This window comes from Pedobacter sp. SYP-B3415 (assembly GCF_004138205.1).
In the GTDB taxonomy this organism is placed as follows: Bacteria; Bacteroidota; Bacteroidia; order Sphingobacteriales; family Sphingobacteriaceae; genus Pedobacter.
Genome location: NZ_RXNQ01000036.1, coordinates 25,138 through 38,243, shown reverse-complemented (window position 1 = coordinate 38,243; position 13,106 = coordinate 25,138). Strand labels below are relative to the sequence as shown.

The 13,106-nt window shown below is 47.1% G+C and carries 13 protein-coding genes; 2 read left to right on the top strand and 11 right to left on the bottom strand.

All coding sequences use genetic code 11. From position 1 onward, the window contains the following. Entirely contained in the window at positions 1-1,950 is a 1,950-nt protein-coding gene (locus tag EJV45_RS17500) for a SusD/RagB family nutrient-binding outer membrane lipoprotein (RefSeq protein ID WP_129717799.1), read from the top strand. Between the two features lie 48 nt (positions 1,951-1,998). On the opposite strand, the gene EJV45_RS17495 is transcribed toward EJV45_RS17500, so the two are convergent. The 11 genes from EJV45_RS17495 to EJV45_RS17445 all read right to left on the bottom strand — a co-directional run bounded on the left by EJV45_RS17495 (position 1,999) and on the right by EJV45_RS17445 (position 10,879). Then, complete coding sequence (locus EJV45_RS17495; RefSeq protein ID WP_129717797.1) at positions 1,999-3,177, bottom strand: aspartate aminotransferase family protein; 1,179 nt, start codon at positions 3,175-3,177, stop codon at positions 1,999-2,001. A 48-nt stretch (positions 3,178-3,225) separates the two neighbouring features. Next, complete coding sequence (locus tag EJV45_RS17490) at positions 3,226-3,675, bottom strand: hypothetical protein (RefSeq protein ID WP_129717795.1); 450 nt, start codon at positions 3,673-3,675, stop codon at positions 3,226-3,228. 10 nt (positions 3,676-3,685) lie between these two features. Next, on the bottom strand, positions 3,686-4,318 hold the full coding sequence (locus EJV45_RS17485) for a hypothetical protein (protein WP_129717793.1): 633 nt from the start codon (positions 4,316-4,318) through the stop codon (positions 3,686-3,688). Positions 4,319-4,351: 33 nt separating this feature from the next. Next, positions 4,352-4,912 carry an RNA polymerase sigma factor gene (locus tag EJV45_RS17480; protein WP_129717791.1) on the bottom strand — a complete coding sequence of 187 codons (561 nt, stop codon included), beginning with the start codon at positions 4,910-4,912 and terminating at the stop codon, positions 4,352-4,354. Between the two features lie 5 nt (positions 4,913-4,917). After that, positions 4,918-5,871 (bottom strand): transketolase family protein, encoded by a 954-nt coding sequence (locus tag EJV45_RS17475; RefSeq protein ID WP_129717789.1) that lies wholly within the window; start codon positions 5,869-5,871, stop codon positions 4,918-4,920. Between the two features lie 41 nt (positions 5,872-5,912). Next, positions 5,913-6,758, bottom strand: a complete 846-nt coding sequence (locus EJV45_RS17470; RefSeq protein WP_129717787.1) for a transketolase — start codon at positions 6,756-6,758, stop codon at positions 5,913-5,915. 69 nt (positions 6,759-6,827) lie between these two features. Beyond that, positions 6,828-7,295 carry a thioredoxin-dependent thiol peroxidase gene (gene bcp / locus EJV45_RS17465; protein WP_129717785.1) on the bottom strand — a complete coding sequence of 156 codons (468 nt, stop codon included), beginning with the start codon at positions 7,293-7,295 and terminating at the stop codon, positions 6,828-6,830. 30 nt (positions 7,296-7,325) lie between these two features. After that, positions 7,326-9,056: a M23 family metallopeptidase gene (locus EJV45_RS17460; protein ID WP_240755332.1), complete on the bottom strand. Its 1,731-nt coding sequence runs from the start codon at positions 9,054-9,056 to the stop codon at positions 7,326-7,328. Between the two features lie 14 nt (positions 9,057-9,070). Further along, positions 9,071-9,682, bottom strand: coding sequence for a fumarylacetoacetate hydrolase family protein (locus EJV45_RS17455; protein ID WP_129717783.1), 612 nt, complete (start codon positions 9,680-9,682; stop codon positions 9,071-9,073). A 120-nt stretch (positions 9,683-9,802) separates the two neighbouring features. Then, positions 9,803-10,360, bottom strand: a complete 558-nt coding sequence (locus tag EJV45_RS17450; RefSeq protein ID WP_129717781.1) for a hypothetical protein — start codon at positions 10,358-10,360, stop codon at positions 9,803-9,805. 3 nt (positions 10,361-10,363) lie between these two features. Further along, positions 10,364-10,879 (bottom strand): T9SS type A sorting domain-containing protein, encoded by a 516-nt coding sequence (locus tag EJV45_RS17445; protein ID WP_240755331.1) that lies wholly within the window; start codon positions 10,877-10,879, stop codon positions 10,364-10,366. Between the two features lie 191 nt (positions 10,880-11,070). Between EJV45_RS17445 and EJV45_RS17440 the strand changes: the two genes are divergently transcribed. Continuing rightward, entirely contained in the window at positions 11,071-13,023 is a 1,953-nt protein-coding gene (locus tag EJV45_RS17440) for a KUP/HAK/KT family potassium transporter (RefSeq protein WP_129717779.1), read from the top strand. Positions 13,024-13,106 lie beyond the last annotated feature (83 nt).

The following is a 13,106-nucleotide window of genomic DNA, read 5'->3' as shown; positions in this document are numbered from 1 at the left end:
ATGAAAACATTATTTAATAAACCGGCACTTTGGTTATTGGCCAGTGCTATATTCGTTTCTTCGTGTAAAAAATTTGACGAAATAAACGAGAGTCCGATTGCAGCAAATGGTGACCAGGTTCAGGTCGAATACTTTATAAACAATTCCATTATCGGCGCACAGATGAATCCTGATGTAGCTGAACGTTCATTCGTTTTGTATTGGAAAACTGCGGGGCATCAGCACAGTGTTACAGCTATTTCTGGTGGTACCAATGATGACGGGTGGACTTCAGCCTATTATAATCAGGTTTCAGAGTGGTTAAACCATGTTAACTCAGGCATTCAGCTCGCAGAGTCGAAAATTGCGAGCGGTGATAGCCGTGCTCACCTAAAAAATTTGCTTCAGGTTGGAAGGATATGGCGTGCCTACCTGATCGCAGAAATGTCGGATAACTTCGGACCGGTACCTATCAATGCTTTCAAGGGAACGAATCCGGAATTTGCGGATGTGAAATCGGTATATTATTACCTTTTTACCGAGCTCAAAGATGCTTCTTCGAAACTGGACCTGACTGTTGCAAACCCAACCGGATTGTCCAATCACGATCCGGCCTATGGATACGATTATACCCGATGGAAGAAGTTTGCACACTCTCTTTGGATGCGTTATGCTATGCGCCTGTCAGAGGTAGATGCTACCAAAGCTAAATCTGAGTTCGAAACCGCTGCGGCAAGTCTATCCAACATCATTACAACAAAAGCTGACATGTTCCAGGTGAAAGAGCGTGACGGGTGGGACCCGCTCACAGGAGTAATGAGCCGTTCCTGGAATACTCAACTAATTTCAGCTTCTTTCAATAATGCGTGTCTGGGCCTTGGCGGGATTAAATCAGCAGACCAGCTTGGCGCCTCATTCCAGTCAGCCATCAAACCTGCAGGTTATATAGGTCTTAAGCTAGACGATCACTTTTCTACAAAAACGAACGATCCGTCTGCTGGATACTGGCTTGATGGTCTGCCGAATACCATCGACCCGAGGGCTTATAAAGCGTTTATCATTCCTGGCGATGTGAGCAACCCTGCTTTCGCAGATAACGGAAACGACTCAAAAAATACAAAACGTAATCTGGTTAATGCTACAGGCGGTGTAGTGAAAGAGATTGAGGCAAAGAATACCTGGAACGCCAGGGCTGCGGGAGACTGGGGCGCTAAGGGAACAATGAACCAGGTGGTTACTTACGAAGGCACTATGCCACGTATGAGCCGCCGTTTCAGACAAAGCAAGAGTTACCGTATCTTTTTTGCGCCGTGGGAAACATACTTCCTGTTGGCCGAGGCGGCCGAACGGGGGTGGACAGTTCCAATTTCAGGCAAAGCGGCATATGAGGCCGGTATCGCTCTGAGTTTCAAATTCTGGGATAAAGACTGGGATGATTCAGCTGCGGCTTATGAAGCAGGTAACATCTCCAATTTTACAGCTGCTTACCTGACTTCTACAGATTACAATCGTCTTGGAACCTCTGTGAATTGGGACCACACAACTGAGCCGCCTGCAGGCCGGGCAGTTACATTCAAAAACGGATATACGGGAGCCGATGGAAGCGGAACGATGATCTATCCGAAAAATGATCTTTATAAAAATGGGACGGTTAAAAATGACCGTCTGACTAAGATCATTACGCAGAAGTTCATCGCAGCCTTCCCTTGGATGCCGTTGGAAGCGTGGAGCGATCACCGCAGATTGGGCTTGCCTTTCTTCGAGAATCCGGTAACCGAAAATAATCTGCCGAACTTACCTGCATTAAATTCTTCGAATTTTATGACAAGCAATGTCGCTTTCTTCCCTCAAAGGTTAAGATACCCTTCCGGCCTTCAGAATTCGAATGCTGCCGGATACGGTCAGGCTAAAACAGCGCTCGGCACAGGCGGAGATGCGGTTGTAACCCCGCTCTGGTGGGCCAAAAAATAGTTAGTGAAAATGTAAATCAGATCGGTCGCCCCGCAAGGGCGACCTTTTTTATGCGATGTTCTTCAGAATAATCCCGCAGGCTTCCCTGATTTCTTCTTCTGAAATGATAAGCGGTGGTGCCACCCGCATGGAATTGCTGCAATGCAAAAACCAGTCGGTAACTAGTCCATCCGCAATACAGGCATCGATGATGCGTTTGTTCGTTTCAAAACTGTCGAACTCGACAGCCAGCATCAGGCCAAGACCACGAACGCCTGATATAGCCGGGTGCCTCAATAATTCCTTAAATATTTGTCCTTTTGCCTCAACGTCTGCTATCAGGTTTTCACGCTGCAGAATGTTAAATGTAGCAAGCCCCGCGGCGCAGCAGACCGGGTGACCACCGAATGTGGTAATATGACCCAGAATAGGGCGCTCAGTAAATACACTCATGATCTCCTGCGATGATACAAAGGCACCAATCGGCATGCCTCCGCCAATACCTTTGGCCAACAGCAGCACATCGGGAATAATGTCAAAATGTTCAAAGGCAAACATTTTCCCGGTCCGGCCAAAGCCGCACTGAATTTCATCCAGAACAAGCAGCGCGCCGGTTTCCGTACAGCGGGTCCGCAAGGCCTGCAGCCAGTCTGCATCCGGTACGCGGATACCCGCCTCGCCCTGTACGGTTTCAACAAAAACCGCGGCCGTTCCCGTGCTGATTCTGGTCAGGTCTTCATGGTTATTGAAACGGATCGTTCCTGTACCCGGTAAAAGCGGACGATACGCACGTTTAAAATCTTCATCACCGATCAGGCTGAGCGCGCCCTGTGTGCTGCCATGATAGGCATTCCGGCAGGCCAGGATTTCCCGCCGGCCTGTAAACCTTTTGGCAAGTTTCATTGCTCCCTCGGTGGCTTCAGCGCCCGAGTTTACAAAATAAGTACAGCTTAAAGAGGGTGGAAGGGCTGAAGCTAATGCTGCCGCAAATGCTACCTGTGGGGTCTGAACAAACTCACCGTACACCATCAGGTGCATATAGGTTTCGGCCTGCTTCTGAACAGCAGCAACAACTTCCTGATGACAGTGCCCGACATTACTGACCCCTATCCCTGCAATAAGGTCCATATATCGCTTGCCTGAAACGTCATAGAGATACATCCCAGAAGCTCTTTCAAACTCTAAAAGAAGGGGCTCCCTGGTGGTTTGGGCATTGTGCTGCAGAAAAAGCTGTCGTTGGGTAAGCATGCAGCAAAAGTAGGCTTTTTCGGCTAGACACCGAAGTACACCCCGTCGCTAGTTGTTCATTTTGCCTTCACGGAAGCGCGTCAGCAATTCACGTTTGAAAGTTTCCTGTGCACGGTAAAACTTACCGATAACCTTAAGCGGAAGGCTTGATTTCAATTTACCGTAATATTTTTTCTCCAGGTTCAGTTCACGCTGTTTTAAAGCAAATTCGCTCGTTATAAGCGACTGGATCTGGGCGTCACTTAACGCGTCGATATCGGTAATTTTGCGAAAACTGATCATTTTCTGAAAGCGTTCTTTTCTGAGGGCATTCTGTTCGTTCTGCCATTCATTATAAATCGGCCAGAATACTTTTGCATCTTCAGGCGAAAGATCAAGCTTCTGAGTCAGATAGGCAACCTTGAAAGATTCTATTTCGGCTCCGCGTTTGCCGCCCGGCCCCTGTGCAAAGCTGAGAAACGGGAAAAGCAGAATGGCTATGATGATGTATTGCTTCATTTTTCTTGTTTTATAGCGCAGAGATGAGATCGTTTTGTGAGTAGTGATTAAGAATATAGTTCTCTACTTCTTCCTGGGTCGGCGATGCATTTAAATCAGACGCTTTTTCTTCCTGGACATGCTCCACGACCATATTTTCATCTATATCATAAAGGTACTGGTCTGCGACAGGCGTATTGGTGTGTACAATACTTGCTTCGGCAGTATTCTTCTTTGGCTGCTCAGCCTGCTTATAAAATAAGCCAACACCCGCAAGCAGCACGACACATGCTGCGGTACCGTATTTCAATGCAGCAGGCCACAATTTTTTTAAGGTCGCTTGCGGCCTCACAGATGCGTTTAGCCGCTCGCCCAGCGTATCAAAATAATTTTGAGGCACATCAAACCCATAATGCCCGGTCTGCTTCGCCTCTTCGATCAGCACTCTTGTCCTGATCTGTAAATTCATCTGGTCGAAATAATCCGGCGGAGCCTCAAAACCTTTCTCCGTACCCCCTAACTCCTCTATATTGATTCTTGAGCGAATCTGGCTCCCCAGTTCTTCAAAATAACCATCAGGCACACGAAAAGGTGCAGCCTTACCGGTATGCATCAGCTTATTAGCCGTTCTCATCAATTCACTATCGTCAAATTCTTGAAGCATGATACTACATTGATGCAATTGAGTGCAAAAGGTTTAAAACGTGATATCGTCATTTAGCAAAAAAGCCTCAATTTTTTTTACCGCGATATGGAATGACGCTTTAAGTGCGCCGACCGAGGTGCCGAGAACGGCTGATATTTCCTCGTACTTCATCTCGTCAAAATATTTCATGTTGAAGATCAGCCGCTGCTTGTCTGGCAGTGTAAGCAGGGCCTTTTGAAGCTTCAGCTGCGCCTTGTCCCCATTAAAATAAGAGGCCGCTGTTAAATGCTCTGCGAGTTCAACAGAGTTGTCTTCAAGAGAAACGTTGTTACGCTGTTTCTTTTTATTCAGAAAAGTGATGGATTCGTTGCTGGCAATGCGGTAGATCCAGGTATATAACTGGGCATCGCTTCTAAAGCCGGAAAGATTTTTCCAGACCTTTATAAATACTTCCTGCACTAGATCGTCGGCGTCATCATGATCGATAACGATGCGACGGATATGCCAGTAAATCTTCTGCTGGTATTTTTGTAAAAGCAGGTTGAAGGCTTCATTTCGTGTCTGCGTTTCTGCAAACTTTCGCAGAATGTCTGCGTCTTCAACCTGCTTCATTCAGTCTATTTTCTCTCGAGTACGCGCTGAACAGCTTTTACGATGTCTTTATCGGTAAGGCCGTATTTTTCCATCAATTGATTTGGTGTACCGCTTTCACCAAACGAATCGTTCACAGCAACAAATTCCTGTGGTGTAGGCTGCGTGGTTGCCAATAAACGGGCTACGCTTTCACCTAGTCCGCCATATTTATTGTGTTCTTCTGCGGTAACTACACAACCGGTTTTCTGAACCGACTTTAAGATCGCCTCTTCATCCAGCGGTTTGATGGTATGGATATTAATGATCTCGGCATCAATGCCCATTTCAGCAAGCTGCTCACCTGCTTCAATGGCTTCCCAGACCAGGTGTCCGGTTGCAATGATTGTAACATCTTTGCCTTCGTTCACCATCCACGCTTTACCGATCTCAAACTTCTGGTCCGGATCAGTGAAAACGGGAACGGTTGGCCGGCCGAAACGCAGGTAAACGGGACCTTCGTAATCAGCAATAGCAATCGTTGCTGCTTTGGTCTGGTTATAATCGCATGGGTTGATGACGACCATGCCGGGAAGCATTTTCATCAGGCCGATATCTTCCAGGATCTGGTGCGTTGCACCGTCTTCGCCAAGTGTCAGGCCCGCATGCGATGCGCAAATTTTAACGTTTTTGTTTGAATAGGCTACCGACTGTCTGATCTGGTCGTAAACCCGTCCTGTAGAGAAATTAGCAAAAGTTCCTGTATAAGGAATTTTGCCGCCAATAGTCATACCGGCTGCTATACCGATCATGTTGGCCTCTGCGATGCCCACTTGTGTAAAGCGCTCCGGGAAATCTTTAATAAAAGCTTCCATCTTTAGCGAGCCCACAAGGTCGGCACAAAGTGCAACGACATTTTCATTTTTTTTACCTGCTTCATGCAGGCCGGCGCCAAAACCCGAACGTGTATCTTTTTTCTCTGTGTATGTGTATTTCTTCATTTCTGTAAAGCTGAAAGCCTGTTGCGGTGTGAACGCAAGGACTAATAATCTCCCAATGTTTCTTTTAACTGGTCAAGTGCAAGTTTTAACTGCTCATCATTCGGGGCAACACCGTGCCATTTGTGTGAGCCCATCATAAAGTCTACACCATAGCCCATCTGGGTGCTCATCAGGTTCAGAATCGGCTTACCTTTACCGGTTAATGAAACCGCATATTGAAGCGTTTTTACGATCTCTTCCATGCTGTTTCCGTTTGATACAATGACGTGCCATCCAAATGCTTCAAATTTTGCCTGGAGGTTGTCAAGAGACAGAACTTTTTCGGTTGGCCCGTCGATCTGCTGACCGTTGAAGTCGACCGTACAGATCAGGTTATCTACTTTGTTGAACGGTGCAAACATAGCTGCTTCCCAGTTTTGTCCTTCCTGGAGTTCGCCATCACCATGCAGACTGAATACGATCGCCTTGTCATTGTTCAGTTTTTTAGCGAGTGCTGCGCCAATGGCTACAGACATACCCTGGCCAAGAGAGCCTGATGCAATGCGTACACCGGGCAGGTGCTCATGCGTTGTCGGGTGGCCCTGAAGACGGCTGTCCAGTTTCCTGAAGGTAGCCAGCTCACTTGCTTCAAAATAACCGGCACGGGCAAGTGTACTGTACCAAACCGGGGAAATATGACCGTTAGACAGGAAAAAAAGGTCTTCACCTTTTCCATCCATCGTAAAATCGGTCGAGTGGTGCATCACCTCGAAGTAAAGGGCGGTGAAAAAGTCAGCGCAACCTAAAGAGCCTCCCGGGTGGCCCGACTGACAGCCGTGAACCATTCTGACGATATCTCTGCGTATCTGGGAGGCAATTTCTTCAAGCTCTTCTGTGGTATGTTTCATTTAAGTTTTTTTGATTATTTTCAGGAAAAACAAATATAGTGTTTTAAAGGATTCTGAGGCAGCGAATTGCTATTTGCCTTCAAGCAGCTCAAGAACCTGGCCGCTCGCGTTTTCATTATTCACCTTGCGGATGATATGTTTGATCAGTCCGTCGGACCCGATAATAAAGGTGGTGCGGTTTGTTCCCATATATTTTTTACCGTACATGTTTTTCTCTCCCCAGACACCGTAGGCATTTACGATCTTCTGGTCGGTGTCTACGATCAAAGGAAAAGGCAGGCTATGTTTTGTAGCGAATTTGCGGTGCGATTTTTCATCGTCAACACTTACGCCGATCACAGCAATGTCTTTGGCAAGCAGCGACTGGTAATTGTCCCTGAAATTACAGGCTTCGGCCGTACATCCGGGTGTGTCATCTTTCGGATAGAAATAAAGAACTACGGTCTTTCCTGTATAATCGCTTAATGCGACCTGCTTTCCATCCTGGTCGGTGCTGCTGAATGCGGGGGCCTGCTGCCCTTCTTTAAGTTCGCTCATGATTTTTTTTATTAATTAAGGTTTTCAGAACTACCGGCTAAAGTTAACGCGGTATCTGCGTACATTATCTTTCATATCTGCAACAGCCAGTTCAAGGGTATGTTTTCCCGGTGTTACGTTTTCGTCGAACCGGTACCAGAGCGAAGCCGTTTTGGTATCGAATTCAAAAAGGACCCATTTGCCGTCAATATATCCGTTAAAACTTTTGATGCCTGATAAATTGTCGCTGATCTTAAAACTGATTCTGGCCACGCCTGACATACTTTTGCCTTCGGCGATGTTAACCGGAGCGATACGGGGCGCTATCGTGTCTACGGCAATGTAAAAGCTGCCGAAGTTTCTGGGTGATGCTTTCACAAAACCGTTCTCGAAAACGCCACCCTGCGAAGCGCCCCCGGTACTAACGATCAAGGCTTTTTCCCGTAAAGGATACAGGCTGCTGTCGGCACGGATGGCAAGTTCAAAACCGGTATGCAGTGGCGTATAGCGATTGTGCACCTGATGTACAGCTGAATAGGCTCCCTTCGGCAGGCGCGGCAGCACTTTGTAGCTGAAGCTGATATCATCATACAACGAACCTTTTGGGACCGTAATGCGAACGTCTGAGGTATTAAGTTCATTTTTGTTCCGCCAGCTGAACTGCCTGCCGTCTTCAGCGGGCGGCTGTTCAACAAAATTTTCGTCGCTGGCCTGCACATTAAACTGAAGCGTCGTTTGATTTCCTTTCGCGTCTGTAATCAGGTATTTCAACCGGTGCAGCCGGCCGTCGTCAAAGACAATGCGCCCGTTGTTGGCTACGTTGCTGTAAATCTTGAGAGGGTTGCCCGGATCGACGAAACTCTTCTGAATACTGCGGCGCTGATTCAGGTAAGTGGGGTAGTCGATGTGCGAGTTGATGCCTTTGCTGTTGGCAAAACTAAAGCGCTCAAGAGAAGATGTATAAACCGGGACATCGTCTAAAAACAATTGTATCGAGTAAACACCGTTCGTGCCCGATGCACCGTTATGTTTATCTGTCGTGATGATGCCGAAACCTACTTCGCCGCTTAATCTGATCGTATTGACCTGGTTAAGTTTGTAATTACCGACGCCCCCGCTCAGCTGGAAATACTGTTTCGGTGTCGATTCATTGAATGGCTTTCCGTTTAGCCGGTACACGTATAAAGCTGACAAAACAGGGGGGATGTTGTCAGGTATGTCAATACCGAAAAGCTGCGGGTTGATCGTCTCTTCCGTCTTGCTGTCGCGCACTTCGAAATGCAGGTGTGGTCCGCCCGAGCCGCCCGTATTGCCCGAATAAGCAATCACTTCGCCCTTTCTTACGGGAAGCAGATCTGCCTTTGGGAACTCATCGAGCTCATAACTTTTTTTGCTGTACTGAAGGGCCTTTACTTCCCGGGCAACCTTTGGAGCAAAGCGCTGCAGGTGCCCGTATACGGTCGTGTACCCGTTAGGATGAACAAGGTAGAGCGCAAGGCCAAAACCGCTGTTTTGTACACGCAGACGCGAGATGTAACCGTCTGCGACTGCATACACGGGGTATCCTTCACGTTGGTTGGTGCGAAAGTCGGCCCCCGAATGAAAGTGATTGGACCGCAGTTCGCCGAACGACCCGGCAAGCGCCGGCGGGCGGATGTCTAAGGGCATCCGGAAATCGGTGAGCGGATATTTATTATTACTGAACACCTGTTGCGCGTGTACGCGTTGCGTGGTCGCGCCAAACAGGGCAAGGATGAGTATGCTGCTAAAAGTATGCTTCATGAAGGAGAGATCTGCTATTTTACTGCAAAGTTTAGTAGTTCATGGCCCATTAACCGGCCTTTCAGTTGGTCGCCGGCCTGCACGCGGCCCACACCTGCAGGGGTGCCAGTAAAAATGAGATCACCTTTTTTCATTGTGATATATTTTGATACGAATGAAATGATCTGCTCAAACGAAAATAAAAGCAGGCTGGTATCGCCGTGCTGCCTGATCTCGCCATTTACCTCCAGTTCAAACTGCAGCTGGTAAAGATCTGAGAATTCTGTCTTTGGAAGAAAGCGGCTTACGGGCGCTGAATTGTCAAAGGCCTTGGCCAGTTCCCAGGGCAGGCCTTTTTCTTTATGTTTGCTTTGCAGGTCGCGTGCGGTAAAATCAACACCGAGGCCAATCTCGTCATAATAGGATGAGGCAAACTTTTCTGCAATGTGTTTCCCCTCCTTGCATACTTTCAGCACGACCTCCAGTTCATAATGCACATCGTCTGAAAAGTCGGGTAAATAAAACGGACGGTTGTCTTTCAGTACGGCGGTATCTGGTTTAAGGAAAATTACAGGGACTGTTGGAACGGGGTTATTGAGCTCGCGGGCGTGCTCGGCATAGTTGCGGCCTATGGCAATGATCTTCATGGCGTGTCAGACAAATAATAAGAGTCAATGATTCGAAACGCCGTAAAATAGCGCTTTTAGCTGAAAAATGAGGTCTCCCGTATGACAAAACAACCTTGGGGGGTATATGGGTCGAGCAACTTATTTTAAAACGGGAAGCGCGCCTGCCAGCGCAGCTTGCTGATAGGCAATTGAATAGAAATTAAGTTCGCGTGCAATGCGTTCAGGCAAAGTGTGTTCGCGAATTTTCACTTTTGCGAGCGCGGGATTAATCGCATGAAACGGCAGACGCAATAAATTGATCATACCGTTTAAGACGCCCGTGCTTACATGGCCCGCCAGCTGCTGACCCGGAGTTGGATCTTCCTGACCATCCTTTCTTTTCCGGGGTCCGTTAGGCTGTGTTTCATACGCCTCCTCATTCATGGGGTCATAAGTCAGGACCCGTTTTGAGCGAAATGCTTTTTTCTGCTCCCGGATAATGATCTTCGTTATTCCGGCCACCGGAACGGAAACCAGCCCCGATCGGGTTTGCAGAACCACCGTGCTGGTGTCGATCTTTTGCAGTACGCCGGTAAGCCTGTGCCGGGTAGTTTTTACGGTTATATGGTAGGCCTTCAGAGACTGGGCTTTCAGATAAAATGATGATAGAACGAATAGCGCTGTGAGGATCCGGCTTAGCAAATAAGCGAGACGCATGCTTTAGAGGACAGAGATGCGTTTAACGACATTCTCATTGCCCGCAACAATGCGTAGAAAGTAAATACCGGGATTAAGACGGCTTGGAATGGTGTAACTTTTGGTCTGCTCGCCAGATGACACACGCTCGTTGGAAAGCGTAACGATTTCATTGCCCAGCACATCCATTATTTTTACTGATACGATGCTCTCTTTTTCCAGGCGATAAACCAGGTTTACCTGGGCGTCGACAGGATTAGGAGATACCTTGATCACAGTAAGTAATTTATCCTGTTTCGGGCTTTGCTGGGTTTTTGAAGATAAGGAACCCGCGCCAAAAGAGATGTTGCCACCGGTAAAAGATTTATATGGGGTTATGTTTGCCTTGATTTCCGGGGCCTTCACAGCCTTTTTACCTTTATTGCGAAGTGCGGTGCGAATACTGTCCTGCTGTGCATATGTGCCAAAAGACATAGCGAATACCAGGAAGAAAATTCCCGGGAGGGTAATGCGGAGCGCTATTTTATAGAGTCTTGACATTATAGGTTTGCGGCATAAAAGTATATATAAAAAACAAAGAAATTAAACTTTTTGTTCATTCCCTGAATATTTAACACAATTTAACAAGCTTCCTTACGTTGCGGCGAAAAACACCTGCGTTTCCAATTGTCAGACAATTGTTTGCGGAAGTAATTAAATAGGCTAATTTTGTCGCGTCATATCAACGAAAAGTGTCGAGTCATAAGAATTTAAACACACTAACGGCCGCCGGCCTCCTCATCAGTTTAGGAATTGTTTACGGCGACATCGGTACATCACCCCTTTACACCCTCAAAGCCATCTTCAACAGCGTAAAAGGTAATGGAGGAGACATCACACCCGATGTGGTACTCGGATCACTTTCCTGTATCATCTGGACGCTCACACTACAAACCACAATCAAATATGTGGTTGTTACACTGCGCGCTGATAACAAAGGTGAGGGTGGTATCTTCTCCCTTTACTCGCTGGTAAGAAAAAAAGCGCGGTGGCTGGTCATCCCGGCTATTGTTGGTGGCTGCGCCATGCTGGCAGACGGGATCATTACACCCAGTATCACAGTTACATCTGCGGTCGAAGGGCTGCAGGTCAAATTTCCGCAGGTTCAGGTTATCCCGATCGTGCTGGCTATTATTGTGTTACTATTTGTAATCCAGCAGTTTGGAACAAACCTGGTTGGGAAACTATTCGGGCCGATTATGTTTCTTTGGTTTTCGGTTCTCGGGGTGCTTGGCGCGATCTATGTTTTTCAGGATCCGACCATTCTAAAAGCGCTCAGTCCTTACTATGCCGTACACCTGCTGGTAACCAACCCGATGGCCCTGATTATTCTGGGTGGTGTCTTTCTGTGTACCACAGGTGCCGAGGCGTTATATTCCGACCTGGGGCACTGCGGACGCAAAAACATCCGCATCAGCTGGATATTTGTCAAGGCAACACTCATTATCAACTACCTGGGGCAAGGCGTCTGGATGATGCACCATTCGGGCAACTACGATCGTGTTAATCCGTTTTTTGAAATCGTACCTGATAATTATGTCGTGGCAATCGTTATCCTGGCCACCATGGCGGCGGTTATTGCCAGCCAGGCGATGATTACCGGCTCTTTCACCCTGATTTCGGAAGCCGTACGACTGAATCTCTGGCCGAAAATTAAGATCAATTATCCAAGCGACCAGAAGGGACAGCTCTATGTACCTTCAATCAATTGGTTGCTTTTTGTAGGTTGTGTAATCATTGTGCTTACCCTGCAGGAGTCTGAAAAGATGGAAGGCGCTTATGGCCTGGCTATCAACCTGACCTTCCTGATGACTACGATCCTGGTAGCTACCTACATGCGCCGGAAAAAAATTCCAGTATACATTATAGCGATCTTTGTGATCATTTACGGGGTAATTGAATTGACTTTCCTGGTTGGTAACGTAGCGAAGTTCCTGCACGGTGGTTGGGTAACCGTATTGATCGGCTCATTGCTGTTCAGCGTAATGTGGACCTGGTACGCGGCGCGCAAGATCAAAAACCGCTTTGTAAAGTATGTTGAAATTGAAGATTATTACCCGATCATAAGCGAACTGAGCGAAGATACAAGCGTGCCTAAGTTCTCTTCGCAGCTGGTTTACCTGACCAGCGCAAACTTTAAAACGGAGATCGAATCAAAAATTATCTATTCAATTATTCAAAAGGAGCCTAAGCGGGCAGATATTTACTGGCTGGTGCACGTTGATGTAATGGACGAGCCCTATACGACAGATTACAAGGTTGAATTTCTCATTCCGGGAAAACTGATCAGAATCGATTTCAGGCTTGGTTTCAGAATCGAACAGCGGGTAAACCTGCTTTACCGTAAGGTTGTTGAAGAGCTTGTGAAAAATGGTGAGGTTGACATCACAAGCCAGTACACATCTTTGAACCGGCATAAAATTGCAGGCGATTTCAGGTTCGTTATACTCGAAAAACACCTGTCGAGATTTAATAAGCTTGGGTTCTATGAACGTTCTATCATGGATTACTACTTCATCCTGAAACGGATGAGCCTTTCCGAAGAACGCAGTTTCGGCCTCGACAGCAGTTATGTAGATGTGGAAAAGGTTCCTTTGATTTTTGTGACGCCAGACGATATACACCTGAACAGGCTTCCGGTTTAAAAATGTGCTAAAATAATAAAGGCTCCTGGGGATGGAGCCTTTGTTTGTAAAACAAACTATAGGGATAACTAGGAGGGACACTT